We start from the raw sequence: 26,497 nt of genomic DNA on the forward strand, positions 1-26,497 counted from the left end.
CGTGCGTAGACCGACCCCGTGATCTGTGTGGAGCCGGGCCAGGAAGCGACCGGCCTCGTCGCCGACGGCCAGCGCGAGCGGGACCGGAGCCCGGACAGGCGCTCTACTTCGTGCGCTCTACCTCGTGCTCGCCAGGTGCGCCGCCTCGATCCGGACGTCGAGGCCGGCCACCAGCTCGTCGGACCAGGCCTTCGCACGGTGGCCGGTCCGGTCCACCACCAGGACGTGGCCGATGCGCTCGTTGTTGTCCCCCTGGCGCACCACGCGGCCGGCCGACGGCGTCTCGTGGCTGAGCACGCGGTCGTCGTCGGCCAGGCGCCGCGCGCCCCGGACCTCGCGCACGACGCCGTCGGACGGCGGCAGCAGGAACGTGACCGCCGCGCTCTTGGCGACCGCGGGACCGGGCACCGGCTCGCGGCCGAGCGCCAGGTCCACCAGGACCTGCAGTGGGTTGAAGCCCGTCACGAGGCGCACCAGCTCGAAGATGTAGCCGCCACCCTGGCGCGGGTTCAGCTCGATCAGGCGCGGACCGCTCGTGGTGACCCGCACCTCCGTGTGGCTGATCCCGTGCGTGAGCCCGACGGCGCCCAGCACCGCCACGACGTGCCGCTCGATCGCGTCGCGCTCGTCGGGAGCGAGCGGGGCAGGGAACAGGTGCCCCGACTCGACGAACCCGGAACCGGCCTCGGCGCCCGGCTCGGCGACCGACTTCGCGGTGATGCCCAGCACCCGCGTGACGCCGTCCCGGGTCACGGACTCCACGCTGTACTCCGGCCCCTCCAAGACCCGTTCGAGCAGCGCGAGCCGCTCCAGCGGCTGGTCCCTGGTGTTGCGCTCGGGCGCGGTCGCCTCGGCGAAGGCCACGGCGAGCCCCGTCTCGTCGGCCACCTTGCGCACACCGGTCCCCGAGTTCATGTCGACCGGCTTGACCACCACCGGGTAGCCGAGGTCGGCCGCCGCCTTGTGCGCCTGGTCCCAGGTCGCGGCTACCGCGAACGGCACGTCCGGCACTCCCGCAGCCGCCAGAACCTGACGCACCAGATGCTTGCGCGTCGCGGTGCGCAGCACGTCGGCCGGCGCACCGGGCAGGCCCAGCTCCTCGGCGACCAGCGCGACCGCCGGCAGGTAGTAGTCGCACGTCGTCAGCACGCCGTCGATCCGTCGTCGGGCCGCTACCGCACGCGCGGCGGCGAGCAGAGCGTCGTCGTTGGTCTCGGCGACGACCACCTCGGAGGCGAGCGACAGGACGGGATGCGGTTCGCCGCCGGGCAGGCGGTACAGGTCAGGGTCGCGGGCCACCAGGACGTACCGGTGGCCGCCGTCGCGCAGCAGGGGCGGGAGCATCAGGCCGGTGGACTGGAGCCAGCTCTCGATCATCAGCAGGTCAGCCACGTCAGCACGCTCCGCGAACGATAGTCGTTCTCAACATGGCGCCCAGCCTGCCACGGATCGCCTGGAGGTTCTTGTCCGCGGGCGGCCACCTCGTGATGAACACGGTCCGAGGCCTACCACGACCCGTCGGACGCCCCCTACAGTGCGGTATGAGGCGTCCGTCCACCTTGCGCGCCCGGGCCGGAGACCGACAGGGATGAGGTCATGAGTCGTTCATCGTTCGCGATCATGGCGCTGGTCTGCGTGGTGGCTCTGCCCGCCGGCTCGGCGTCGGGGATGCACTCGGGAGCAGCGGGGTCGTCGTGCTCGCAAAGCCCGCGGCCCGGCGACGCCATCACCCGGCCGACTCCTCTCCAGAGACCGTTCCTGCCGCTGCTCGAGGACGCGGTGGCCGGTTACGGCGACATCTCGACCGTCCACCGGTCCGATGACGGCACGATCCATGTCGGGCTCCACCCCGAGGTGACGCACGCGGACCTCTGCGCGGCAGCCGACCGGGTCTTCGAGAAGTTCGGCCTCCCGGTCGAGGTAACGGAGACGAGCGTCGTGGCCGTATCGGGCTGACACCCGTCTCTTGGACGGAGCGCGCCGCAGAATCGCCGTCCCGTAGCGGTTGTCAAGCGTCGCGAAGACAGTATTAGAAGACAGTATTATGAGTGTTGCGAGGGGCAATAGCCCTGAGAAGTGAGCCCGGGAGCCTACCCGTCAGGCGGGTAACCCGGGCTTTGCGCTGTCTACGGCGCCAGGTCGGCCGTCCGCACGACGAGCGGACGCACCTTGTCCTTCCAAGCGCCACCACGCTGCCAGCACAGGCAATCGCGCCCGCCGCCCAGAGAAGCGGCTCCTCGTGGCGATGCAGATGGTCGTAGCGGATGCCGCTCTTGTGCAGCTCCTGGAAGAGCCAGCGCCGATCTTGCGCTCTGCCGTCGGCAGCCGCGGGACCGCCAGAGCCCGCGTCACAGGACCCCGTCCGGCAACGAGGGCCGCTCGTCCTCCGCGAGCCTCGGCCGCGGGATGAGCAGCGCAAGGACCGTGCATACGAGCGCAGCGAGGAGGCCAAGCAGCAGCGCCGTCCGGAACGCGTCGTCGGACGGCACCGGCACGCCGTCCAGCTCGGCGCCGCCCGCGGCGAGCACCCCGCCCACGACGGCGGCGGCCGACGTCGTGCCGAGGGACCGCATGAGGGTGTTGAGACCGTTCGCCGCTCCCGTCTCGCGCGCCGGCACGACCTGCATGATCAGTGCGGGCATGGCCGCGAACCCCAGACCGATACCGATGCCGAGCACGGTGTTGACCACCAGGACGTGCCACACCCCCAGGTCGACGGCGACGGCGATCACGTAGGAGAGCGCGATGATGGCCGACCCCGACGCGAGCAGGGGCTTGGGGCCGAATCGGTGCTCGAGCCGGCCCGCGACGGGCGACATGGCGAGCATCGCCAGGCCGGCCGGCATGAGGATCAGGCTCGACTGCATCAGGCTGAGCCCCAGTCCACCCGCCTCGGTCGGCAGCTCGAGCAGCTGCGGGAACACGACCTGCGACGCGAACAGGGCGAAGCCCATCGCTATCGAGGCCAGGTTGGTGAACAGCACGGTGCCACGCGCCGTGACCCTCAGGTCCACCAGGGGCGCGTCGGTCCGCAGCTCGTGCCAGCCCCACACCAGGAGCACGACCAGGCCGCCGAACAGCAGCCCGAGCGTGCGCGGCGAGCCCCAGCCCCAGTCGTTCCCGCGGGAGACCGCCAGCAGCACCCCGGTCAGGCCGACCGCCAGGCCGATCACGCCGACCACGTCGAGCTTGCCGCCGGCCCGCATCGTACTGACCGGCACGACCCACGCCACCAGCGCCAGCGCGAGCAGGCCGACCCCTGCCGCCACCCAGAACATCACGTGCCAGTCGTAGTACTCGGTCACGAACGCGCTGATCGGCAGGCCGAGCGCCCCGCCGACGCCGAGCGTCGCGCTGACCACCGCGATGCCCGACCCGAGCCGTTCCCTGTGCAGCACGTCGCGCAGGATCGAGATGCCGAGCGGGATCACGCCCATGCCCATGCCCTGCAGGCCCCTGCCGACGATCAGCAGCACCACGGACGGCGACAGCGCGGCGACGACCGAGCCGAGCACGAGCAGGCCGAGCAGCACGAGCGCCACCGTCTTCTTGCCGTACATGTCGCCGAGCCGCCCCGATATGGGCGTACAGATCGCTGCCACCAGCAGGGTCACCGTGATGGCCCAGGCGGTGACGTCACGCGACTCGCCCAGCAGGAGCGGCAGCTCCGACTGGATCGGCAGCAGGATCGTCTGCATGAACGACGCCCCCATGCCTGCGAACGCAAGGACCGCGATCACCAGGCCCGGCCTGGGCACGTGCGTGAGTCGGGAGCGATCCTGACTGCCAGACGGAAAGCGAGATCTCATGGGTGGCAGACGTTCCTTCGACGAGGTCGGGCCCCGTGCGCAGGCGGGGACCCGCAGCACGGGCTGCGCCGGAGGCGAGGGGATGCCAGCACCCTACATAGTTGCCGCGCGAAATAGTTGCCTGCGCGAACGACGCCTCACGCTGCTCTTCAATAGAGGCCAGGAGTCGACCTCTTCTCCTCCTACCGTCGGCAGCACCGATGGAAGCCGCTTCGAGAGGATCCGACATGAATGACCGCACAGCCACCACCCCCGCCGGCTACACGAACGTCGCACCGTGGGTGGTCACCGACGACACCGGAGCGTTCCTCGACTTCGTCGCCGCGACGTTCGAGGGCGAGGAGCTGGCGCGCGTGGCGACGGGCGACGGCGCGATCGGGCACGGCGAGATCCGTGTCGGCGACACGGTGGTGCTGGCGTTCGACCGGCGCCCCGACTGGCCCGCCATGCCGAGCCTGCTGCGGGTCTTCGTCACCGACGCCGACGCGGCGTTCGACCGGGCCGTCGCCGCGGGCGCCGTCGTCGTCACTCCGCTGGACAACAGTGCCTTCGGCCAGCGGGGCGGCCGCGTCCGTGACCCGTTCGGCAACATCTGGTGGGTGGTCAGCCAGGTCGAGGCCGTCACGGAGGACGTGATGTGGCAGCGACTGCAGGAGCCAAGGTACGCCGAGGGGATGCGCGCGGCCCAGGAGACGCTCGATGCCGAGCTGAGCGGACGGAGCGAGGGCCGGAGCAGCGCGCCCGTCCGGACACCGGCAGGCACATCACGCGGATCTGCCCACGCCAGGGGCTGAGCTCGCGCCGATCTACCTGGACGCCATATATGCAGAGTCTCATATATGTGCTGTATAGTATGGCGCATGGCACTCGACGCCCTGATCCTCGGCCTCCTCGACCTGAGACCCATGACCGGCTACGACCTCAAGAAGGCGTTCGACGGTACGGTCGCCCACTTCTGGTCAGCCGACCAGTCGCAGATCTATCGCACCCTTGCCCGGCTCGAGCAGGACGGCCTCGTCGACGTCCGGGTCATCCCGCAGCCGGGCAAGCCGGACCGCCGCGAGCACCGGCTCACCGACGAGGGCCGGGCCTCGCTCGCGGCCTGGCTGCGGTCCCCGCTGCCCGACGACCGGCCAAGGGAGCCGTTCCTCGGCCGGCTCTTCCTCGTCGGCCGGGAGAACGATCCCGAGCTGGTCCGCGCCCTCCTCGCGGAGCGCCGGGCCGCGGCACGCCGTCTGCTCGCCACGCTGGAGAGCATCCCGGTCGTGGACGGCGACCTGGCCGCCCGGCTCCGGTCGGCGACGCTGCGCAACGGCATCCGGCAGATCCAGGCCGAGCTCACGTGGCTCGACGAGCTGGAGGCGGTCCTGTGAGCCAGCCGGTGAACCACCCCGCGGGCATCTACCTCGCGGAGCAGCGCCCCGACGCCGGCGAGTCGGTCCTGTTCCTGCACGGTGGCAGTGCCGCCGGCTGGTCGTGGACCGAACAGGCCGAGGCACTTCCCGACCACCACGCCCTCATCCCCGACCTGCCCGGGTTCGGCGCATCGGCGCGGCATCCGTGGACCGACCTCGCGACGACGGCCGACGAGCTGGCCGATCTCGTCCGCGAACGTGCCCATGACGGGAAGACCCATGTCGTCGGGCTGTCGCTCGGCGGCGTCGTGGGGGTGGCTCTCGCGGCGCGCCACCCGGACGTCATTCGGAGCGTCTTCGTGACCGGCGCGATCCTGCGCGGCGTGCGCGGGTTCGGCCGCTGGGCGGGACTGGCCCAGATTCGCCTCTTCGGCAGCCCCGGGTACTGGAGGACGATGGCCCGCGCGTACCGCATCCCACCGGACACGGTCGACCTGTTCGTGACGACGGGGCTCGGGATCGACCGCGACTCGGTCCGCCGGATGGTCCCGGAGATCTACGCCGGGGTCCCGGCTCGCGAGCTCGACGGGCTCCGCCGGCTGACCGCCCCGATTCTCGCGATCGTCGGCGAGCAGGAGTCCCGGACCTTCCGCGACGCGCTGGACGAGGTCACCTCCAGAGCGCCCCACGCGGCAGCGCGCCTCGCGCCGGGGATGCACCACATCTGGGACGTCGAGGACCCGGAGCTGTTCCACAGCACGCTGCTCCACTGGCTGACGACGGGCAACCCCTCCCCGGCCCTGCTCCCGGCCTGACCGGCCCGGGGCTCACCCCGAAGTCCGCCTCGACCACGCGGTTGCGCATGCTCGAGCGGCCCGGAGCATGCGCAACCGCGTGGTCGGAGCGGACCTTCGGCCAACCACCTGCACCGGTCCGTCCGCGCGGGTGCGCAGCCCGGCGGCGGCATAGCATGTCCAACATGCTCGCCGAGAAAGCGCTTACCTCCCGGATCCGCATCGACAGCTCCCGCCCGGCCCGGTCGGTTCTCCGGCTCCTCGCCCGCCGGCCCGGACGCATGTCGGTGGCGATCGTCGCCTTCACGGTCAAAGAGATCCCGATGTGGTTCCTCCCGGTGGTCACGGCCGCCGTCATCGACATCGTGGCCACCGGCGGGCAGGTCCGCGACGTGCTCGTCTGGTTCGCCGTGGCCGCCGTCCTGCTGCTGCAGAACTTTCCCAACCACCTCGTCTACACGCGCAACTTCATGACCGTGGTGCGCGACACCGGGGCAGGCCTCCGCAACGCGCTCGCCGCACGGCTGCAGAGCCTGTCGATCGGTTACCACACCCGGGCCAGCTCGTCGGTGGTGCAGTCCAAGGTGGTCCGCGACGTCGAGAACATCGAGGTGATGCTCCAGCAGGTCACCCATCCCCTGCTCTCGTCGATCATGGTGCTCGCCGGCGCGCTGACCATGACCGCCATCAAGGTCCCCCAGTTCCTGCCCGTCTACGTGCTGGCCGTGCCGCTCGCGCTCGGGCTGCGCTGGGCGACGGCCCGCCGCTCGCGCGACCGCAACGAGCACTTCCGTCGCGAGGTCGAGGGCTTCGCCTCCCGCGTGGGCGAGATGGCCTCGCTCATCCCGATCACCCGCGCCCACGGCCTGGAGCAGACGGCGGTCACGCGCCTGGCCGCGGGGGCCGACGGCGTGCGCCGCGCCGGCCTGCACCTCGACATGCTCAACGGCCGGGTCGCGTCGCTGTCCTGGGTGACCATGCAGCTGCTCGGCGTCACGTGCCTCGCGCTCGCCGCGATCTTCTCCCTCACCGGCTTCCTGCCCGTGACGCCGGGCGAGGTGGTGCTGCTGTCGGCCTACTTCACGCTGCTCACCCAGGGTCTGACCCAGCTGCTCATGCTGATCCCGGTCACGGCGCGCGGTATGGAGTCCGTGCGCTCGATCGCCGAGGTGCTGGAGGAGCCCGACCTCGAGGAGAACGCGGGCCGCCGCACCGTCGACGTCGTCGACGGCGAGCTGACGCTGGACCACGTGCACCACCGCTACCCCGGCTCCGACGACGACGCCCTGCACGACGTGACGCTCACCGTCCCGGCGGGCGAGACCGTCGCGTTCGTCGGCTCGTCCGGATCGGGCAAGTCGACGCTGCTGAACCTGGTGCTCGGCTTCATCCGCCCGACGTCCGGCCGGGTGCTCGTCGACGGCGCCGACGCGCAGGAGCTCGACCTGCGCACCGTGCGCCGCCACGTCTCGGTCGTGCCGCAGGAGTCGGTGCTGTTCGAGGGCACCATCCGCGACAACGTCACCTACGGGCTCCCGGACGCGCCCGACGACGTCGTCCGTGCTGCCCTCCGGGACGCCAACGCGCTGGACTTCGTGGACGCGCAGCCCCAGGGGTGGGACACCGTCGTCGGCGAGCGCGGTGCCCTGCTGTCGGGCGGCCAGCGTCAGCGCATAGCCATCGCCCGCGCCCTGGTGCGCGACCCGCGCATCCTGCTGCTCGACGAGGCGACGAGCGCCCTCGACACCGAGTCCGAGGCCCTCGTGAAGGAGGCGCTCGGCCGCCTGATGCGCGGGCGCACCACCCTCGTCGTCGCGCACCGGCTCTCCACGATCCGGCAGGCCGACCGCATCATCGTGCTGGAGCACGGCCGCATCGTGGAGCAGGGCACGCACGACCACCTGGTGGCACGTGGCGGCCGCTACGCGACCCTGCACGCGACCCAGGCGGGCTGACACGGCACGCGGTTGCGGCTGCCGGGGACGCGGTAGGCACATCCGGTATATCGCGGGCGTATCGAGAACGGCATACGCCACCGCAACGGGCGTCGGTCTGCACTGGGGGCGTGAACCACGACGAATCCTTGTCCGCTCCGGTGCGCAGCACGCGCGCGCCACGTGCAACCTAGGCTGCACGTATGCGCGTGCTGATCGTGGAGGACGAGCCCTACCTGGCCGAAGCCGTCCGGGACGGTCTCCGGCTGGAGGCGATCGCCGCGGACATCGCCGGCGACGGCGACTCCGCTCTGGAGCTGCTCCGCCTCAACTCCTATGACCTCGCGGTCCTGGACCGCGACATCCCCGGTCCCTCGGGCGACGAGGTCGCCCGGCGCATCGTCGCCTCCGGCAGCGGCATCCCGATCCTCATGCTGACCGCCGCCGACCGGATCGACGACAAGGCCTCCGGGTTCGAGCTCGGCGCCGACGACTACCTCACCAAGCCGTTCGAGCTCCGCGAGCTCGTCCTGCGGCTGCGGGCGCTCGACCGCAGGCGCGGGCACGCCCGGCCCCCGGTCAGCGAGATCGCGGGGCTCCGGCTCGACCCCTTCCGCAGGGAGGTCTACCGGGACGGCCGCTACGTCGCCCTGACGCGGAAACAGTTCGCCGTGCTCGAGGTGCTCGTCGCCGCCGAGGGTGGCGTCGTCAGCGCCGAGGAGCTCCTGGAGCGGGCCTGGGACGAGAACGCCGACCCGTTCACCAACGCCGTGCGCATCACGGTCTCGGCACTGCGCAAACGGCTCGGCGAACCCTGGCTCATCGCCACGGTGGCCGGTGTGGGCTACCGCATCGACACCCCACGAGGCGATGCGGGAGGAGACCGTGGATAGAGCGCCCGGTCCGAGCGTCCGCCTCCGGCTCACCCTCAGCTACGCGGGGTTCCTCATGATCGCGGGCACCTTGCTGCTCGCCACGGTGTGGCTGTTCCTGCTGCGGTACGTACCCGACGAGGCGATGTCCAACCGCGGAGGCTTCGTTCCCAACCGTGGCGACCTCCAGGACGCTTTCGCACCGAAGGCAGCCCTCGCGATGGTGTTCCTGCTGGTGTTCGGTCTGGTGGGTGGCTGGGTTCTCGCCGGCCGGATGCTCGCCCCGCTGACTCGCATCACCGAGGCCACCCGCAGGGCCGCGACCGGATCGCTGTCGCACCGGGTGGGGCTGGAGGGTGGCAACGACGAGTTCCGGGAGCTCGCCGACGCCTTCGACACCATGCTGGCCAGGCTCGAGGCGCAGGTCACCGAGCAGCAGCGCTTCGCGGCCAACGCCTCCCACGAGCTGCGCACCCCGCTGGCGATCTCGCAGACCCTGCTCGACGTCGCCCGGAACGATCCGGGACGGGGCGCCGACGAGCTCGTCGACCGTCTCTACGCCGTCAACTCCCGGGCGATCCAGCTCACCGAGGCCCTGCTGCTGCTCAGCCGCAGCGACCAACGGGCGTTCACGCGCGAACCCGTCGACCTGTCCCTGGCCGTGGAGGAGGCTACCGAGACGCTCCTCCCCCTCGCCGAAGGACGCGGCATCACCATCGAGACGTCCGGCGACATCACTCGGACCATCGGGTCGCAGGCGCTCCTGCTGCAGATGACCACGAACCTGGTCCACAACGCGATAGTCCACAACCTGGCCGACGGCGGCAGCGTGTGGGTCAGCACCACAGCCTTCGCCGACGGCGTGCTGCTCACCGTCGAGAACACCGGCGCGCACCTCGACCCGCGGCTGGTGTCGACGCTCACCGAACCGTTCCAGCGGGGCACCGAACGCGTCCACAGCGACTCGGGTGTGGGCCTCGGCCTGGCGATCGTGCGGAGCATCGTCCAGGCGCACGACGGCGCCCTCACCGTGGCCGCCCGGCCCACCGGCGGGCTACGCATCACGGTGCGCCTGCCCGCCGCGATCGTGCCGGACGCCGTCCCGTACCACTGACGGCAGTCCGTTGCGGCAGGCCGAGCCGCAGGTGGGCGGCGCGCGGTGGGCGCGCGCATATCGTCGGCATATCGAAAAGAGGAGACGCTCGGGCAACGTCGACCCCGCTTCGCTTGGAGCATGACTCGACAGGAGCTCGCCCAGCCCCCCGCACATGCCAACGCTTCCGACCGGCGACCGGGCCGCCGTCCGCGCCGGCGTCTCACCGTATTCGGTCTCATCGCGGCGGCCGTAGCCCTGGCCGCCGTATTCGGTGCCTACCCCCTGTTCGACCGCGCCGCTGCGCCGGTCGTGCTGGCCGTCGGCGACGCGCTGGACACGAGCCCTGACCCCGCCGGGTCGACCGGTGTGGCCGGTGGCGAGCTCCCCGACGGCACCGCGACGCTCGACGACGACCTCCCGGCCATCACCGGGCTCGATCCGGAGCTCCGCGAGGCCGTCCGCCAGGCAGCGGCGGACGCGGCCGCCGACGACATCGACTTCTGGATCACGAGCGGCTGGCGCAGTCCCGCCTTCCAGGAGCACCTGTTCGACGAGGCGGTCCGGACGAAGGGCCTGGCCGAGGCCCGTCGCAAGGTCAGCACCCCCGAGCAGTCGGCGCACGTCAGCGGCGAGGCCGTCGACATCGGGCCGACCGAGGGTGACTACTGGTTGATCCAGCACAGCACCGACTACGGGCTGTGCCAGGTGTACTCGAACGAGATCTGGCACTTCGAGCTCCTGACTGAGCCGGGCGGCACGTGCCCGCCGATGCTCGACGGCGCGGCCGGCTGACCCGGCGGCTCGTGCCGACCTCGGTTCAGCCCGCGGCCCGTCCGAGCACCGCCAGGAGGGCGGGCAGCGCGTCACCCTCCGGGATGCGTTCCTGCTCGATGCGTCGGACCTCCGCCGGTCCGGCCGTGGCCACGGCGTGGTACGCAGCCGTCTCTGCCGGGCTCAGGTCCGGGAGGTGCGCGGACGAGGGCGGGATCGGCCGGCCCTCCTTGTCTGTGCTGACGCCGAGGGACGCATAGCGCTGCGCGGCCGGTCCGTCCATGAGGATCGAGGAGACGGCGCGGCCCGGCGCCCCTGCGCTGCTCGGCGCGGCCAGCGCACGCCGGAAGTGGGCAAGGATCGCGAAGCCGTCGGCGTCGATGTCGCCCCAGTAGACGACGTTCTGCGCGTGCCGGACCCAGGAGACGTCCGACAGGAGCGAGGCCGCCGCCCTTCCTCCGCCCTCCACGACGATCGTGCCGTCCACGTCCGGGAACCACAGCCGGCTGTCGCGGTTCTCGACGACGAGGACGGTACTGGGCTCGTACGCGAGATCGTGCATGTCGCCGGTGGTCCACGCGTCGTGCCGCCGCCCGCCGGTCGCCAGGTACTCGGGATCGACGTACGTCAGGTGCACGACGGCGAGCCGGGGCCGCAGCTCGGCGCGCAGGTCCCGCCCGGTGACCTCCCGCAGGACCCGGCCGTGCTGCTCCAGCCACTTCGAGTGCATCTCGGGCGCGCGCACCTGGCGCGCCGTCGACCCGCTGAGGTCCGGGTGCTCCGCGAGCCACGTGACGGCGTTCAGCAGCACCCGGACATCGACGTCGGACAGCCGCGCCACGCCGCGGAGCATCGCCGGAGTGAGCACGGCCCCCGCCTCGCCCAGCTCGCGGGCGATCGTCCGCGCCCGGTCGACGTCGACCGCAGGCACCGCCGCACCGACCCGCCGGACCAGTGCCAGGGCAGCGTCCAGCCCGGTGACCACGAGCTCCGCCGCCACCTGGTCGGGCACTCTCTCCACGACGATCCGGGAGACGGCGACCTCGACGCCGGGCAGCCCCTCGCCCGCGACGTCGTGCCACACGTGCGCCCAGTCGTGCCACCGGTCGAATCCAAGACCGGCGACGTCGGAGCCCGACCGCACCCCGGGGCGGAGCCGGACGGGCTCGGCGTCCGCAGCCTCGGCGCAGACCGCCGCGGCCCACCGCTGGGTGATCGCGGCCGCCACCCGTTCGCCTGCCTCTCGCGGCGAGACGAGCCGCACGCTCACGGCCCTTCGGGCGCGGCGGGCTCGGCGACCCCCGCCACCGCCTTCGTCCGCGACCGGCCCGAGGCGTCCTTGAGGACCACGTACTTCAGGTCGACGTGCGGTTCCAGGGCGCTGTACTTGTCGTTGGGCGCACCGATGATGAGCTGGAAGCCGAGGCCGCGCCAGGCACCGACCGCGCGCCCCGTGAACCGGGCGTCGGCCTTGATGAGCGCCTCGTCGAGGAACACGGGGGCGTACCGCGGCCGCTCCGCGCCGGCATCGCCGAGCTGGTAGCGCAGCGCCGCGCCGACGATGAACGCGACCAGCTCCTGCGACTCCCCGCCGGACTTCTCCCCGATGCCGTCGTAGTGCGCCACGTGGTTGCCGTCCAGGTCCACCTTCTCGGCGCTGAGCCGCACGTGTCGCCGCACGTCCACGAGGTCGGCGAAGTCGGGCGCGTTCCGGCGGATGCGGTCGATCACCTTGGCCATCCGCAGGTACCGCCGCTCGCGCTCGGCGTCGGTGGCCTCGCGGGTCAGCGACTCGCGCAGGTTGCGCAGCTCCTTGCGGAACGCCCCGACCACGGAGGACTGGTTGTCGCGCGCGTCGATCCGGAGCCGGTGCTCGTCGTCGGCGAACGGGAGGTTCGCGAGGATGTCGTTGACCGGGCCGATCCGCTCCTTGATCTCGCGGACCGAGCCGGCCAGCGCCCGGTACAGGTCCGTGAGGTCGTTGCCCGACAACCGCAGGAGGCTGTTGCGCCAGTCCGTCTCCAGCTCGTGGAGCCCGTTGGTCTCCAGGTCCGTCAGGATCCGGTCGTAGTCGGCGAAGGACGCGTCCGGGTCGGTCCCCAGGTTCGGGTCGTGCCAGCGCTCGCGGAAGTTCTCGAAGGTCCGGCGCAACGCCTCCCGGGCGGTGCCGAGCGCGGTCTGCGCGGCTTCCCGGTCCGCCCTGAGCCGTTCGGTGGCCTGCCGCAGCGCCCCGTCGAACGCCTCGAGCGCGGCTGCCGCGGCCGCGCCACCGCCCGCTGCGTCGACGTCGGCGGCCTGGAACAGCGCGTCGAGGTAGTCGCGCTGGTCCGGCCCGACGACGATCTCGGCGGCCTCGGCGTCGTCGAGGGCCTGCTGGGCGGCGTCCACGTCGTCGGTGACGGCGGTCCAGCGCGCCTCCAGCGCGTCGGCGCGCGCCGTCGTCTTGCCGAGGTCCTGGTTGAGGGCGTCGATCTGCTTCTCGAGCGTGCCTGACTGGTCCCGCAGGCGGGTGATCTCGGGGTTTCCGGCCGTGACCTCGTGGATGACCTGCGCCCAGCGGGAGCGTTCCGCCTGGACCGCGGCGACGTCCACCTGGTCCCAGGTCAGGCCGCTGACCGTGCGGTACGCGGCGAGCTCGTCGTCGTGCCGGTTGAGACGCGCGTCGGCGTCCGCGACGCGGCGTTCCGCCTCGGCGAGCCGTTCGCGTGCCTGGCCTATGCGCTCGTCGAGGTCGGCCAGCGCGCGGCCGTTGGTGAAGCCGAGCACGTTGGACCTGAGGTTTCCGCCGTGCGCACCGCGGTGGCCCTCGGACTGCTGGCCCGACCGGGTGAGCGCCATCTTGTGCTGCCCCAGCTGGCCCGGCGTGTCCACGCAGACGTAGGCGAAGCGCTGCGCCAGCTCGTGCTTGAGCCAGCCGGCGAAGGGTCCGCCGCGGACGTCGAGCCGACCGGGGAGGGTCCGCGTGTCGACGCCCAGCTCGTCGCGCATCCCGGTGGGTACCCCCTCGAACCGGATGCGGGTGGACGTCGGGACGGCGTCGATCGCCTTGCGGAAGGCCTGGATGCGCGCCGTGTCGATCAGCATCTTGGTCGCGAAGCCGCCCAGGGCGAGGTTGAAGGCCCCGCGCCAGAGTTCGAACTCGGTGCGGACCTCCAGGAGCTCGCCCACGAACGGCAGGTCCTCGGGGGTCAGCCCCGCCGCCTCGGCCAGCGTGGCGCGGGCCCGGTGCAGGTGGTCGGGGATGTTGCCGCGCCGCTCGGCGGCCGCCGACCGTTCCGCCTCGAGTTCGCCGAGGTGGGTGCGCGCGGCGTTCCTCGCTGACATCGCCTCGCCGAACGTGTCGCGCGCCGCCTTCTTCGTGCCGACGTCGTTCAGGGCCGCACCAGCGCGGGCGGCCACCGCGGAGAACTCGGCCTCCGAGGTGGCCTCCGCTTCCAGCACGCCCAGGGCGTCGTCGAGCCGCCCGCGAGCCCGCTCGACCTCGGCCAGCCGCGAGTCGACGCTCTTGAGCTCGCGCTGCGCGGTCGCCAGCCGGTCGCCGCCCGACGCGCGGAGAGTCTCCAGCACGCCGTCCAGCTCGGACTTCGCCGCGGTGATCCGGACCCTGGTCTCCTCGGCACGCCCCGACGCCGCGCGGTGCTCGGCCTGCAGGTCGTGCTCGACGGCGCGCAGCAGGCCGAGCCGCCGCCCGTTGCGCCACAGTGCCGCGGGCGACGTGTCGTCGGAGAAGGACCCGATCTCGTCGATGACCCGCAGCCGCTCGACCGCGCCCTCGACGGCCGCGCGGTAGCCGCGGATCGGCGAGAGCGCGCCCACCTGCTGGCGGGCAGTGATCATCTGCTCACGGGTGCCCGCGAGCTTGTCGAAGTGCTCGACCACCTCGTCGGCCTTGGCCAGGGTCTCCGGCTCCTCCAGTACCATGGCCTTGTAGAGGGCGTCCACCGTGGTGATCTGCTGGCCGGCCTGGATGCGGCCGAGCAGCGCCACCGCCTTGTTGCCGTCGCCCGACGCGCCGATGCCGAGCGTCGAGTGCAGGCGGGCCGTGAACTCCCGGTCGGTGTCGAAGCACGTCAGCCCGGCCGCCGTGACCTCGGTACGGGCGAGCCTCTGGGCGGCGGCCCGCTCCAGGCCGCGCAGGTCGAAGGCGCCGTCGCCGGTGGCCCGCAGCGGGACGACCTCCTCGAGGGTGCGCGCGGCGGACGGGACGTACCAGGCGCGGACGGCGGTGAAGTGCGTGCCGGACTGGTCCACCCAGGTCATCGCGATGGCCGACCAGGTGTCCCGGCCGTCGCCCCGCAGCACGCGCTGGCGGGTGCCGTCGTCGGTCCGGGACTCGTCGATCTTGCCGCGCGCGTACGACAGGATGTTGCGCTGGTCCTTGCCGCGCGGCCGCCCGACGACGCTGCCGTTGGACGCACCATTGAACGGCGTCGTATGCGGCATGAGGAGCGCGATGTAGGCGTCCATCAGCGTCGACTTGCCGGAGCCGGAGCCGCCGGAGAGCAGAGTCGCCGTCGTGGCCAGGCGCACCTCGTGGTGGCCGTCGTAGCCGCCCCAGTTGACCAGCTGGAGGTCGCGCGCGACCCACTGCTGGCCGGTCGACGCCGCGGGGATCATCCCGAACAGGGTGTCGATCATCGTCATCGCTGGTTCTCCTGGTTCTGCTCGTTCTGCGCACGCAGCCACTCCCGCAGCTCTCCGAGCCGCTCGTTGCTGAGCACGATCTCGACCAGGGGCGTGACGCGGAACCGGCCCTCGGACTCCTCCTCAATGAGCCCTTCCTTCTCCAGCCGCTTGACGGCGGTGCGGATCTCCGTCTGCCGCGCAGCCAGGTTCTTGTCGTCCGGGTCGAAGAACGTCAGCACCGTCTGCTCGACCTCCTCGACGTCCACCCGTGCCGAGGACTCGCCAGCGCCCTGCTCCCGCTGGAAGACGGTGCGCAGATGGACCAGGACCAGCGTCTCCGCGCGGCTGTACGGGTCGTCCTTCAACAGGATCGGGACGTCCAGCTCGGCGGGGCGGACCTGCTTCTTGTACGCGATCCCCCGGTCGTGGTCCACGACGAGGTGGACGAACAGGTCGTGCAGCCGGGACTCGATCACATGCTGGTTCTCCAGGAGGGTCCGCCACTGCGCCGGGTTCCGGTCCGCGACGAGGAACCTGCCCCGCAGCAGCCGGACCAGCACCCGGCGCACCGCCGCGTCCAGCGTTCCCGAGTCGCCCGCGAACAGCTGCTCCGGATCCTCCTCCATCGGCACCGGCTCGATGAACCCGCCGCCGTCCTCTGTCACGTCCTCTGTCCCGTGCTCGGCCACGTGCTCTGAACTGTGCTCCTCGACGGCGGTCTCACTCATCGGTGTCGTCCTTCGTGCGTCGCTTCGTGTCGTGCTCGGTGTGCTGCTCGGTGTACGGCTCGGTGTCGTGCTGCGTGCCGTGCCCTGTGCCCTGCTCCGTGTCGACGTCCGCGTCGCGCTCCGTGTCGAGGCTCAGGCCCGCCGCCGTCCCCACCGTGACGCCGCCGAACGCGAACCGCCGCCGCGAGCCGTCGGGCCGGATCGCCTCGACGACCGCCACCTGGTCCGTCTCGGTCATGCCCTGGTCGTCCGCGAGCTCCAGCAGCCCGAGCAGGTCCACCGGCCGCCGGATCTCCTCGGGTGCGGCGCTGAACACCGCGGCGAGGTCGGCGCGGCCGTCGTCGCCGTCGGTCGTGGGCCCGGCGGCGAACGAGGCGAGGTGCTCGCGCAGCTCGGCGTAGTGCGGGCCGCCCCACTCGCGGGCGCCGTCCTCCAGGTCGGTGTCCGCGCCGTCGTCCGGTGCCTGCAGCGGGGCCGGGGGCTGCGGCGGGCTCAGGTCGCTCGTCGACTGGCGCAGGTGCGCGACGTCCGCCACGGGCAGCCTGCGCAACGGGTCGACCTCCTGGCCCCGGCGCGTCGTCGGCACCCACGCCTGGAAGCTGATCATGACCTCGCGCAGCAGCTCGTCGACCTGCCGGTCACGCAGCGGATCGTGGTTGCGCACCTGGGTCGTGATGACGTGGGACGCCTGGCGCTGCGCCTTGATGACCTCCGCGACGCCCTGCTCGATCCGCCGTCCGACATCGCGCAGCTCGGTGCGCTGCTGCCCCGGCAGCCGCCCCGTGAAGCGGTGCCGCAGCACCGTGTCGAGCTGGAGCGACAGCTCGTCGATCCGCTCCGGGTCGCCGATCAGCCGCAGCGCGCCGGCGAAGGCCCTGCCCTCGGGCGTGGTCGTCATCACCTGCTCGCCGCGCTCCAGGTACTCGCGCAGCACGTCGCCCGAGGGCCGCTCGTCCTGGCGAAGCGCTGTCACCACGTCCCGCTGCATCGCCTTGATCGACTCCGCCACGCGCGCGAAGTCCGCCGGCAGCTCGCGCACCAGGTGCAGCACGTTCTCCGCCTCCTCCAGCAGCACCTCGTCGTCGACCTCGTCGACCTCGCCCGTGCGCTGGATCCGTGCCAGCTCGTCCTGGAGCCGCCTGATCTGCGCATCCAGGCGCGACATGCGCACCAGCACGTCGGGGTCGGAGTCCTGGGCGAGCCGCTCCACCGCGTCCAGCAGCGTCCGGACCCGCGACTCCGAGACCCGGGCCCTGGTTCCGCCGGCCCGCCCGGCGACCTCCAGCGCGCCGACCGCGTGCGCAGAGAGCTGGTACACCTCGATGTCCCCGTCGACGATCTGACGTTTCAGCCAGCCGACGTCGGCCCACTGCCGGCACAGCTCGCGTGCGCTGCCGACCGGGATGGCCCGGGTGCCGTCAGCGTTCAGCTCGTACCCCTGGGCGCGCAGCTGGTCCAGGGCATCACCGATCTCGGTGTGTGCCTCCGCGACGGGCACGGTCGGCCGCTCGGGTGTGAAGACGAGCGTCAGCAGCGAGACGACGAGGGGGGCATACCTCCGGTGGAGCAGGTCGAGCATGGGCTCCTGGAAGGCGCGGAGCGCACCGAGATACGCACCCTCTGCACGAGTAATCATCGCCGGTCAGAGTACGTCGGACCGGTGACATTCACCGCGCCGTCATCCACAGGCGGCCGGTCCGGACCCGGCAAGCCGCGGCCGTGCGCCGGCGTCGGTGAGGGTGCCGACGTCGTCCACCCACTGCTCGATGCCGCCGCGGTGCGCCAGCGCGCGCACCTCCGGGTCGGTGATCGCGCCGCGCAGCGCGCCGGTGACTCCCTCGCGCAGCCCCGTGAACGGCCGGTCGAAGAACGGCTCGCACGCCGGCCCGTCCAGCGTCGGCAGACCGACGGCACGCTGCCGCTCGTGCAGCACCTCGCACGCCGCACGCAGGGCGGCGTCGCGCTCTGGCCAGGTGGGTGCCGCGAGCGCCTCGGCCAGGTGCGGGCCGGCCGACGGCGCCACGGGGAGCCGGCCGAACAGCGTCCCCGCCCACTTGGGGTACGGCGGCCAGCGTCGTTCCAGGAGGGAGCCGAGCCGGACCAGTGCCGTGACCAGGCGTGCGGCGATCAGCCGGGAGCCGAGGTCGTCGCCGCGCTGCCCGGTGCGCCCCACGAACGGCAGCTCCTGCTCGATCCGCGTCCAGTCGGCCGCCAGCACGTGCAGCCACACGTCGTGGGGGTACCAGGCGAGCCGCTCCCGCAGCGCGGTGATCTCGCCGGCCGTGTCCTCGAACACCGGCCCGGCCGTGACCTCCAGCACGGACTGCCCCGTGAGCGACAGCCAGTCCGGCACGCTCAGGCCGCCGCCGACGTCGAGCCCCGTGCGGGTCCGGACGAAGTCGGCAGGCGCCGCGATCTCGACCCGGTGCCGGACCGTCGGGTCCCACGTGAGCGGGAACGCCGTCGGCCACCCCTGGTACTCGGCCGGGAGCGACGCGGCAAGGACCTCGTCGACCTCGTCCGCGCTGTCGGCAGGGACCAGCAGCGTGAGCCGGAGTCCCCAGTCGTGGTCACGGGAGGTGTCGTCGTCGAGCCCCAGCACGTCCGAGCCGGTTCCGAGCCGACCTGCCGCGCGCGGCACGTCGGGCAGCTTGCGCTCCAGGATCGGGCGGACGACGTCGGCCCAGTACGCGCGGGCGAGCTCGGTTCCGGACATGCGGCCAACATAGGAGCCGGTCGGGGGGCGGTCCAGGTGAATGAGTGGGGACGACGCCGACGTCGGTCTCGGCAGCCTGCCCGGCGGGACAATGCTCGGCGGTGCACGGATCGGCGGTGCATGCTTCGCGGGGCAGAGTGTGCTGCCTTGGAGGGTGCCAGGTGGGGTGAACTGTGATCGGCTCAGCCTCGTACTTATCGCCTGCACCGAATTGTTCAGCCTGGATGGATTACCCATGGCCAGGGTGAACGAAGTTCACCAGACCTGGCACCCCCTCCCCGTGTATACGTCACCCGAGGAGCCGAGCGACCGAGCCGGCCGGCCTCGCCGACCCCGACGAGACCGCTCACCGCACGTTCGCGGTGACGGCCCGCGCCGTGAAGCAGGTCGAGCCGCCCACGTAGATGCGGTCGCCGTCGGTCAGCCAGCGCCGCTCACCCTGCCGCAGCGGCTCAGCGGGGACGGCCTCGCCGCGCCCGGCGACGTAGGTGCCGTTGGCCGACCCGAGGTCGATGACGCTCCACCCGCCCTCCACCCAGGCGAGCTCGCAGTGCCTGCGGGACACACCGGTGTCGTCGCAGACGATGTCGGGCACGACACCGCGGCTGCGCGACGCGCGACCGACCACGAGGCGCGCGCCCGTCAGCGGCACGACGGCGTCGACCGACGGGGCGACCAGGGTGTCCTCGGGGATCTGGTCGGTCGACCACTCGAAGTCCGACCGGACCTCGACGGCCCACGCCGTTGGATCGTTCTCCCTCCGCATCGGCCGGACGTCCGGCAGCACCACGCGCGGCAGGGTGATCGAGTCGTCCAGGCGGGGCGCCGCACCGACCCGGACCGCGAGCAGGGGGACGTGCTCCCGGACGACGACCGGGTGGGCGGCCAGCATCCTGGCCAGATTCAGCGCGCCGTCGAGCGGGAGCCCGGCGCTGGGCTGCACGCGGACGTCGTCCCGCTTCTCCAGGAGGTGCTGGAGCACCATCGACCGGAACATGGGCGCGTGCATCAGGAGCTTGCCCGTGGTGACCGCCACCGGCTCGACGCCGGGATGGCGCAGCACCGCGCACAGGCCGTCCGCCAGGGACCGGGCCGCCTCGTCGAGGATCTCGCGGCACGCCAGGTCGCCGTTGCCCGCCGCCCGGATGACCTCCGGCGCGAAGCCGGCGAACACGGACACGTCGGTGACGGCGGCCCAGCGCTCACGGCGCCCGAAGTGCCGCTCGGCGGCCTGCACCAGACCCGGCGACGCCCCCACCCGGCGACCGTCCATCGACCGCGCGGCGGCGTCCAGCCCGCGTCGGCCGATCCACGCGCCGCCGCCGTTGTCGCCCACGTGCGGTCCCATCCCGTCGGCGAGATGCCACCGCCCGACGTCGTCGCACGCCACCGCCACCGCACCGGTCCCGACGGCGAGCGTGGCGCCCGGTCCCGAGCCGAGGGCGCCAAGGTGGGCCGTGACCGCGTCGCTCGACACTGCGGTCGAGCTGGTGCGCAGCTCCTCAGCGAGGATGTCGTGCACAAGGTTGGGGTCGAGGCTCCCCGCCTGGGTCTGCGACCGGAACCCGCGCATGCCGACGGCGGCAGCCGCCACCCGGGGGCGCCCACCGAACTCTGCCGCGAACCCACGGCACAGGTTCCGCACCACGTCCGGCACGGTCGAGCGCCCGGCGACGACGGTGGCAGGCGGTCCGGTGACCTCGTAGGACCGGCCGCCCGGCCCCGTGCTGACCCGCAGGCGCGAGCCCGTGCCGCCGATGTCGACACCGGCTACCCCGGCGTCCGCTCTCGGGGCCCTTGCCCCACCCTGCTGACCAGTCGCTATCGGCACCGGGCCATAGTCACCCGAGATGTCGAAGTCCGCTATGCGGCGAGTGTCATATGCACTCGGCACCTGCCGGCTTCGCGTAGCGAGCGGACCTGGGACAGGACAGGCTGGTGGCGAGGACGTCAAGGACAGAGGACGTCAAGGTTATGGAGGAGGCCGGCCGTGCCACGTACCGCCGCTGCCCGCGGCAAGCCTGCCCGCCCGGGCGCCGAGGAGTGGGTGCCCGCGAGCGCCGACGTCGGGAAGCTCGCGCAGGCGGTGCACGACTGCCGTGGCTGTGAGCTGTGGGGTCCGGCGACCCAGGCCGTCTTCTCGGCCGGGCCGGACGACGCCGCGCTGCTGCTGGTCGGCGAGCAGCCGGGCGACAGTGAGGACCGCGAGGGCGAGCCGTTCGTCGGCCCGGCGGGGCGGGTGCTGGCCGAGGCGCTGGAGGCCGCGGGCGTGGACGCGGAGCGGGTGTACGTGACCAACGCCGTCAAGCACTTCCGGTTCACCGAGCGGGGCAAGCGACGGCTGCACAAGAAGCCGGACGTCGCGCACATCCGGGCGTGCGCGCCGTGGCTGGAGGCGGAGCTGTCGGCCGTGCGTCCGCGCGTGGTGGTCGCGCTCGGGGCGACGGCGGCCCGGGCGGTGCTGGGGCGCGAGGTCCGGATCGGCGCCGAGCGGGGTCGGGTGCTCGACGGCGAGGCGCACGAGGTCGTGGTCACCACGCACCCCTCGGCGCTGCTGCGGCTGCGGGACCGGTCGGCGTACGGCGCGGAGCTCGACGCGCTGGTCGCGGACCTGCGGACGGCGGCGGAAGCGGCCGGGGCCGACGCGGCGGGCTGACGGAGGGGCTCAGGCCGCCGGGTCGAGCACCACCTTCACGCAGCCGTCCTCCTTGCGCTGGAACATCGCGTACGCCTCGGGGGCGCGCTCGAGCGGCCACCGGTGGGTCCTCAGGTCCAGCACGCCGAGCGGGTCGGCGGGGTCGGCCGCGAGCCGCAGCAGGCCGTCGGTCCAGTGCCGGACGTTGGCCTGTCCCTGCCGGATCGTCACCTGCTTGTCGAAGAGGCGCAGCATCGGCAGCGGGTCCTTCGCACCCCCGTACACGCCGGACAGGGAGACGACGCCGCCGCGGCGCACCAGCTCGATGGCGGTGAGCAGGGCCGCCAGGCGGTCGGTACCGGCGTGCTTGACCAGTGGCTTCCCGATCGCGTCCGGCAGGATCCCGGCGGCCTTCTGCATGGTCTCCGCGACCGGGGACCCGTGCGCCTCCATGCCGACGGCGTCGATCACGGAGTCGGGTCCGCGCCCACCGGTGAGGTCTCGGACGGCGTCGGCCAGGTCCTTCCGGCCCGAGTCGATGACGGTGGCGCCGTGCCGGGCCGCCATCGCCAGCCGCTCGGGCACCAGGTCCACCCCGATGACGAGGCCTGCCCCGCGGTGCGCGGCGACCCGGGCCGCCATCTGGCCGACCGGTCCCAGGCCGAGCACGAGCACCGAACCGCCGTCGGGCACCTGCGCGTACTCGACACCCTGCCAGGCGGTGGGCAGCACGTCCGAGAGATACAGGTACCGCTCGTCCGGCCCACCGTCGTCGGGCACGACGACGGGGCCGTACTGCGCCTGCGGCACCCGCAGGTACTCTGCCTGACCGCCGGGCACCTGCCCGTACAGCCTGGTGTAGCCGAACAGCGCCGCTCCGCTGCCCTGCGCGGTGACCTGGGTCGTCTCGCACTGCGACTGCAGGCCGCGACGGCACATCCAGCACGTCCCGCAGGCGATCCCGAACGGCACCACCACCCGGTCGCCGACGCGGAGGTCGCCCGCCGCCGGGCCGACCTCCTCGACCACGCCCATGGCCTCGTGCCCGATCACGTCGCCGGCGTCGAGGAACGCGCCCAGCACCCCGTAGAGGTGCAGGTCGGAGCCGCAGATCGCCGTCGAGGTGACGCGCACTATCGCGTCGTTCGGTTCCTCGATCCGCGGGTCGGGAACCGTCTCGACGCTGACGTGCTCCCGGCCCTGCCACGTGACTGCTCTCACGGTCCCTCCTCACGCCGTGCCGACCCGTCCACGCTGACACCGCCCCACCCCACCCGCATCTCGCCGGCCGGGCACCGTTGAGTGCTGGGTATTTGTCGGCACGAGGGGTCAGACTCGACAAATACCCAGCACTCAACGGTGGGGGGCGGGAGCTACTCGTAGCGGAGAGAGGAGATCGGGTCCTGTCTGGCCGCTCGCAGCGCCGGCAGGGTCCCCGCGAGGAACGCGATGCCCATGACGGCGAGCACGACCGTCGCGACGGTCACCGGGTCGAAGGCGACGAGGGTCAGCCCCGGGAGGTCGGCCAGCAGCGTCCCGGAGAAGCTGTTCACCAGCTGCCCTGCGCCGATCGCCCCGAGCACGCCCAGAGCGCTGCCGACCAGGCCGATGACGACCGCCTCGATGCTGAACAGGGAGAAGACGCGGCCGCTGGACAGCCCCATCGCCTTCATGAGCCCGACCTCCCGGGTCCGTTCCTGGACCGCCATGAAGAGCGTGTTGACGATGCCGATGCCCGCCGCGACCAGCGCGATCACGGCGAACCCGTTCAGGACGAGCACGATGCCGTCGATGACCGCGGTGAACGTGCCGAGCTGGTCCTCGAGGGTGCTGCCGAGGTAGCCGGCGTCGTCCAGCCGGTCCTGCAGCGCCTGGACCTCCGCCGTCCCGGCGCCGGCGTCGAACCATACGGACGCCTGTCCGTACTGTGTGGCCGCCGCCTCGGACGCGCCGGTGGTCTGCAGGTCGAAGAGCGCCTCGGTGAGCACGTCGTTCGGGATCGCGCCGGCGCCGCTGATCACTCCCGGCTCGGCGACACCGACGATCGTCGCCTCCGTGGTCACCTGGGCTCCCGTCCCGTCGGTGACGGCGAGCCGCACGGTCTGCCCGACGGCGTCCTGCGCACTGCCGAGCTCCAGCGGCTCGAGATAGCTCTCGGGCAGCACGAGCTGCGGCTCGTCGGCGTCGAGATCGACCTGCCGGCCGGACGCCAGCTCGGCTTTCATCCCCGGCACGAACTGCGAGACCGACAGCTGGTACTTGTCGCCGCCGTCGTGCTGGACGTAGTCGGTCGCGACCTGCTTGACCGGCTGGACGCTCTGGACGCCCTCGATGTCCGCGATGGTGTCGATGTCGTCCTCCGACAGCGCGACCGTCGTCGCGCCGGGCGGACCGTCGGCCTCCATCTGGTCGGGGTCGTACTCCGCCGGGCCCTCCGTCGGCACGTCCTCGGCCACCTTGGTCACCGTCATGACGTCCTCGACCCCCACGGAGGCGACCGTGTCGTCGAGGTAGCTGTTGACCCCCGTGCCCAGGCCGTTCGTCAACGACAGCGTGAAGGCGCCGATGAAGATGGCCAGCACGGTCAGGCTGGTGCGCAGCCTCGACCGGAACGAGTTGCGAAAGGCGGTGGCGACGACGTCGACGGCCTTCATGCCGCCACCCCCTCTGGCACCGCGACGAGACCGTCACGGATGAACACGCTGCGGTCGCACCGGGCAGCGAGGTCCTCGTCGTGCGTGACGACCACCAGGTTGATGCCCTGGCGCCGGTTGAGGTCGAAGAGGATGTCCTCGACCACCGCGCCGGTGGCCGTGTCCAGGTTGCCGGTCGGCTCGTCGGCGAAGATCACGCGCGGCCGGTTGATCAGCGCGCGGGCGATGACCACGCGCTGCTTCTGCCCGCCGGACAGGTCGTTGGCCCGGTTGCCGGCCTTGTCGTCGAGCTCGAGCTGGGCGAGCGCCGCCATCCCGCGGGCGGTGCGCTCGCGGCGCGAGACCCCGGCGATCTTCAGCGGGAGCGTCACGTTGTCGAGCACGCTGGCCTGGGCGTTGAGGAAGAACTGCTGGAAGACGAACCCGAACGCGCTGTTGCGGGTCTGGTTGAGCTGCTTGGCCGACAGCCGCGCGGTGTCGGTCCCGTCCAGGGTGATGGTCCCGGAGGTGGGCCGGTCGAGCAGGGCGAGCAGGTGCATCAGGGTCGACTTGCCCGAGCCGCTCTTGCCGATGATCGCCATGGACTCGCCCTCGGCGATGTCCAGGTCCAGGCCCTTGAGCGCCTCGAAGGCACTCGGGCCGGAGCCGTAGGTCTTGTGCAGGTTGCTGACGGAGAGCAGTGGGGATGCCACGTCGGCCGCCTCTCTCGTGGTGCCGGAGATGTTGACGTGGTCCAATCTCGCCGACAGCGAGCCCGCGCGAATCGCCCTGACGGTGACTCTCGTGTACCGCGCTGGTATTACTCCCCCACCGCTGACGCCGGCTGACACCAGCCGACACCACGCATGGTGTCGTTCATGACGCCATACCTCTTGCGCAGACACCACGCATGGTGTCATAGTGGCGTCATGGACCTCACGAGATATGTCGACGAGCTGCAGCGCCAGCTCTCCACCGCGGCCGCCGCGGGCGGGGACGAGGTGCGGGAGATCGCCGGCCGACTGACCGCACCGCTCGACGCCGCCGCCCGGCTCGTCCTGCTCGAGGCCCTCTCGGCGGCGGCCGGCGAGATCTCCGCCGAGCTCGCACCCGGGTCGGTCGACGTTCGGCTGCGCGGCGGCGAGCCGGAGTTCGTCGTCGCCGCGCCCGCCGCCGTCGTCGAACCCGCAGCCACTGCGACGTCCGCACCGTCCTCAGCGCTGCCCCCCACCGGGCAGCAGGTCAGCGGGTCGCCGGTCACCGACGCGGAAGCGGGTGCCACCACGCGCACCACCCTGCGCCTGCCCGACCACCTCAAGACGCGGGCGGAGGGAGCCGCCGCCCGCGACGGCGTCTCCGTCAACACGTGGCTCGTGCGGGCGGTCGCCGCCGCCCTCGACCAGCCCACGGGACGACCCGCCCCGCAGACCGGCCCCGGCCTGCCGAGCGGCAACCGCCTCACCGGCTGGGTGCGCTGACCGCCCGCCGCGACACCACCCCGACACCACTCCTCCCGCCACCCTCTTGCCCACACCTGGAGCCGTCATGCCTACTTTTCCCGCCACTGCCCCCGTTCCCGTCGTCGTGGACGTGCCCTTCGGCAACCTGCACGTGGTCGCCTCCGAGCGCGACGACGTCGTCGTCACCGTCCTGCCCGCCGACCCGGCCAAGTCGGGCTCCGTGCGTGCCGCCGAGGAGACGCGCGTCGAGCGCGACGGCGACGCCGTCACGATCATCTACCCGGCCTCCTGGAAGCAGTACGTCCTTCCGTTCTCGGCCGGCGGCGCAAGGGTCAACATCGAGCTGCCCATCGGCTCGCACCTGAGCGGCAAGGCCGGCTCGCTGTACTCCGAGGGCCCGCTCGGCACGGTCGACCTCACCCTCAACGGCGGCGACGTGCGGGTCGACGAGGCCGCACGTCTCGACCTCAAGGTCTCGGCCGGCTCCGTCGTCGTCGGCCGGGCCACCGGCCCCACCTCCGTCAAGACGAGCGCCGGCGGTGTGCGGATCACCGAGTTCTCCGGCGAGGGCACCGTGCGTGCCAGCAACGGGACCACGACCATCGGGTCCGTGACGGGAACGCTGGAGGTCGTCGGGGCGCACGGCGAGATCACGGTGGGCCGCGTCCACGGCACACTCAGCGTGAAGTCGGCGCACGCCGGCATCCGCGTCGACCGCGTCGAGTCGGGCAGCGTCACGCTCACCACGTCCTACGGCTCGATCGAGGTCGACGTGCCGGAGGGCACCGCCGCCTGGCTCGACGTCGCCTCGGAGCACGGCACCGTCCGCAACCAGCTGACGCCCACCGAGGGGCCCGTCGAGAACGAGGCCACCGCAGAGATCCACGCCAGCACCGGCTGGGGCGACATCATCGTCCGCCGCCCCTGAGCACGGCACGGCCTGATCTGACCTGAACCCGGACCGGCGTCGCCGGCCCTGGAACCACCTGAACCACCTCCCTGGCTACCCCCTACCCAAAAACCGTCCAAACCCTGTCCCCAAACCCTGTCCCCAAACCCTGTCCCAGA

General features: G+C 72.3%; 22 protein-coding genes. 11 read left to right on the forward strand and 11 right to left on the reverse strand.

What is annotated here, in order from left to right:
• Positions 1-117: 117 nt before the first annotated feature.
• A complete protein-coding gene (locus AB0F40_RS19765) occupies positions 118-1,392 on the reverse strand; it encodes an ATP-grasp domain-containing protein (protein WP_357471361.1) in 1,275 nt (424 codons plus the stop codon).
• Positions 1,393-1,596: 204 nt separating this feature from the next.
• On the opposite strand from AB0F40_RS19765, the gene AB0F40_RS19770 reads away from it, so the two are divergent.
• Positions 1,597-1,956, forward strand: coding sequence for a hypothetical protein (locus AB0F40_RS19770; protein ID WP_357471363.1), 360 nt, complete (start codon positions 1,597-1,599; stop codon positions 1,954-1,956).
• Between the two features lie 392 nt (positions 1,957-2,348).
• Here AB0F40_RS19770 and AB0F40_RS19775 read toward each other — a convergent pair whose 3' ends face one another.
• Positions 2,349-3,758 carry an MFS transporter gene (locus tag AB0F40_RS19775; RefSeq protein WP_357471366.1) on the reverse strand — a complete coding sequence of 470 codons (1,410 nt, stop codon included), beginning with the start codon at positions 3,756-3,758 and terminating at the stop codon, positions 2,349-2,351.
• Between the two features lie 278 nt (positions 3,759-4,036).
• On the opposite strand from AB0F40_RS19775, the gene AB0F40_RS19780 reads away from it, so the two are divergent.
• The 7 genes from AB0F40_RS19780 to AB0F40_RS19810 all read left to right on the forward strand — a co-directional run bounded on the left by AB0F40_RS19780 (position 4,037) and on the right by AB0F40_RS19810 (position 10,652).
• Complete coding sequence (locus tag AB0F40_RS19780; RefSeq protein WP_357471369.1) at positions 4,037-4,603, forward strand: VOC family protein; 567 nt, start codon at positions 4,037-4,039, stop codon at positions 4,601-4,603.
• Positions 4,604-4,669: 66 nt separating this feature from the next.
• A complete protein-coding gene (locus tag AB0F40_RS19785) occupies positions 4,670-5,182 on the forward strand; it encodes a PadR family transcriptional regulator (RefSeq protein ID WP_357471372.1) in 513 nt (170 codons plus the stop codon).
• A complete protein-coding gene (locus tag AB0F40_RS19790; RefSeq protein WP_357471375.1) occupies positions 5,179-5,979 on the forward strand; it encodes an alpha/beta fold hydrolase in 801 nt (266 codons plus the stop codon). Before AB0F40_RS19785 ends, AB0F40_RS19790 begins: the two co-directional genes overlap by 4 nt.
• Before the next feature lie 164 nt (positions 5,980-6,143).
• Positions 6,144-7,913, forward strand: coding sequence for an ABC transporter ATP-binding protein (locus AB0F40_RS19795; RefSeq protein ID WP_357471378.1), 1,770 nt, complete (start codon positions 6,144-6,146; stop codon positions 7,911-7,913).
• A 182-nt stretch (positions 7,914-8,095) separates the two neighbouring features.
• The gene (locus AB0F40_RS19800) at positions 8,096-8,785 is read left to right on the forward strand and encodes a response regulator transcription factor (protein WP_357471381.1); all 690 of its coding nucleotides are present in this window, start codon (positions 8,096-8,098) and stop codon (positions 8,783-8,785) included.
• Entirely contained in the window at positions 8,778-9,878 is a 1,101-nt protein-coding gene (locus AB0F40_RS19805; RefSeq protein ID WP_357471384.1) for a HAMP domain-containing sensor histidine kinase, read from the forward strand. Before AB0F40_RS19800 ends, AB0F40_RS19805 begins: the two co-directional genes overlap by 8 nt.
• Before the next feature lie 120 nt (positions 9,879-9,998).
• Entirely contained in the window at positions 9,999-10,652 is a 654-nt protein-coding gene (locus AB0F40_RS19810; RefSeq protein WP_357471387.1) for a M15 family metallopeptidase, read from the forward strand.
• Between the two features lie 25 nt (positions 10,653-10,677).
• On the opposite strand, the gene AB0F40_RS19815 is transcribed toward AB0F40_RS19810, so the two are convergent.
• The 6 genes from AB0F40_RS19815 to AB0F40_RS19840 all read right to left on the reverse strand — a co-directional run bounded on the left by AB0F40_RS19815 (position 10,678) and on the right by AB0F40_RS19840 (position 20,532).
• Positions 10,678-11,895: a Wadjet anti-phage system protein JetD domain-containing protein gene (locus tag AB0F40_RS19815; protein ID WP_357471389.1), complete on the reverse strand. Its 1,218-nt coding sequence runs from the start codon at positions 11,893-11,895 to the stop codon at positions 10,678-10,680.
• A gap of 2 nt (positions 11,896-11,897) precedes the next feature.
• Positions 11,898-15,275, reverse strand: coding sequence for an SbcC/MukB-like Walker B domain-containing protein (locus tag AB0F40_RS19820; RefSeq protein WP_357471392.1), 3,378 nt, complete (start codon positions 15,273-15,275; stop codon positions 11,898-11,900).
• Positions 15,272-15,883, reverse strand: a complete 612-nt coding sequence (locus AB0F40_RS19825) for a DUF4194 domain-containing protein (RefSeq protein ID WP_357471464.1) — start codon at positions 15,881-15,883, stop codon at positions 15,272-15,274. The genes AB0F40_RS19820 and AB0F40_RS19825 overlap by 4 nt, the downstream gene beginning before the upstream one ends.
• A 94-nt stretch (positions 15,884-15,977) precedes the next feature.
• Positions 15,978-17,621, reverse strand: a complete 1,644-nt coding sequence (locus tag AB0F40_RS19830; RefSeq protein WP_357471395.1) for a DUF3375 domain-containing protein — start codon at positions 17,619-17,621, stop codon at positions 15,978-15,980.
• A 42-nt stretch (positions 17,622-17,663) separates the two neighbouring features.
• Positions 17,664-18,701, reverse strand: a complete 1,038-nt coding sequence (locus AB0F40_RS19835) for a DUF4037 domain-containing protein (RefSeq protein WP_357471398.1) — start codon at positions 18,699-18,701, stop codon at positions 17,664-17,666.
• A 346-nt stretch (positions 18,702-19,047) separates the two neighbouring features.
• Positions 19,048-20,532 carry a BadF/BadG/BcrA/BcrD ATPase family protein gene (locus tag AB0F40_RS19840; protein ID WP_357471400.1) on the reverse strand — a complete coding sequence of 495 codons (1,485 nt, stop codon included), beginning with the start codon at positions 20,530-20,532 and terminating at the stop codon, positions 19,048-19,050.
• Positions 20,533-20,691: 159 nt separating this feature from the next.
• Between AB0F40_RS19840 and AB0F40_RS19845 the strand changes: the two genes are divergently transcribed.
• Positions 20,692-21,357: a UdgX family uracil-DNA binding protein gene (locus tag AB0F40_RS19845; protein WP_357471404.1), complete on the forward strand. Its 666-nt coding sequence runs from the start codon at positions 20,692-20,694 to the stop codon at positions 21,355-21,357.
• A gap of 9 nt (positions 21,358-21,366) precedes the next feature.
• On the opposite strand, the gene AB0F40_RS19850 is transcribed toward AB0F40_RS19845, so the two are convergent.
• The 3 genes from AB0F40_RS19850 to AB0F40_RS19860 all read right to left on the reverse strand — a co-directional run bounded on the left by AB0F40_RS19850 (position 21,367) and on the right by AB0F40_RS19860 (position 24,682).
• The gene (locus AB0F40_RS19850; protein ID WP_357471407.1) at positions 21,367-22,557 is read right to left on the reverse strand and encodes a zinc-dependent alcohol dehydrogenase; all 1,191 of its coding nucleotides are present in this window, start codon (positions 22,555-22,557) and stop codon (positions 21,367-21,369) included.
• A gap of 152 nt (positions 22,558-22,709) precedes the next feature.
• A complete protein-coding gene (locus tag AB0F40_RS19855; RefSeq protein ID WP_357471410.1) occupies positions 22,710-23,990 on the reverse strand; it encodes an ABC transporter permease in 1,281 nt (426 codons plus the stop codon).
• The gene (locus tag AB0F40_RS19860) at positions 23,987-24,682 is read right to left on the reverse strand and encodes an ABC transporter ATP-binding protein (protein WP_357471412.1); all 696 of its coding nucleotides are present in this window, start codon (positions 24,680-24,682) and stop codon (positions 23,987-23,989) included. Before AB0F40_RS19860 ends, AB0F40_RS19855 begins: the two co-directional genes overlap by 4 nt.
• Positions 24,683-24,898: 216 nt before the next feature.
• On the opposite strand from AB0F40_RS19860, the gene AB0F40_RS19865 reads away from it, so the two are divergent.
• Complete coding sequence (locus AB0F40_RS19865; RefSeq protein ID WP_357471415.1) at positions 24,899-25,447, forward strand: histidine kinase; 549 nt, start codon at positions 24,899-24,901, stop codon at positions 25,445-25,447.
• Between the two features lie 67 nt (positions 25,448-25,514).
• Positions 25,515-26,357, forward strand: coding sequence for a DUF4097 family beta strand repeat-containing protein (locus AB0F40_RS19870; RefSeq protein ID WP_357471418.1), 843 nt, complete (start codon positions 25,515-25,517; stop codon positions 26,355-26,357).
• Positions 26,358-26,497 lie beyond the last annotated feature (140 nt).

Origin of the sequence: Promicromonospora sp. NPDC023987, assembly GCF_040639055.1 — a bacterium.
Classification (GTDB): domain Bacteria; phylum Actinomycetota; class Actinomycetes; order Actinomycetales; family Cellulomonadaceae; genus Promicromonospora.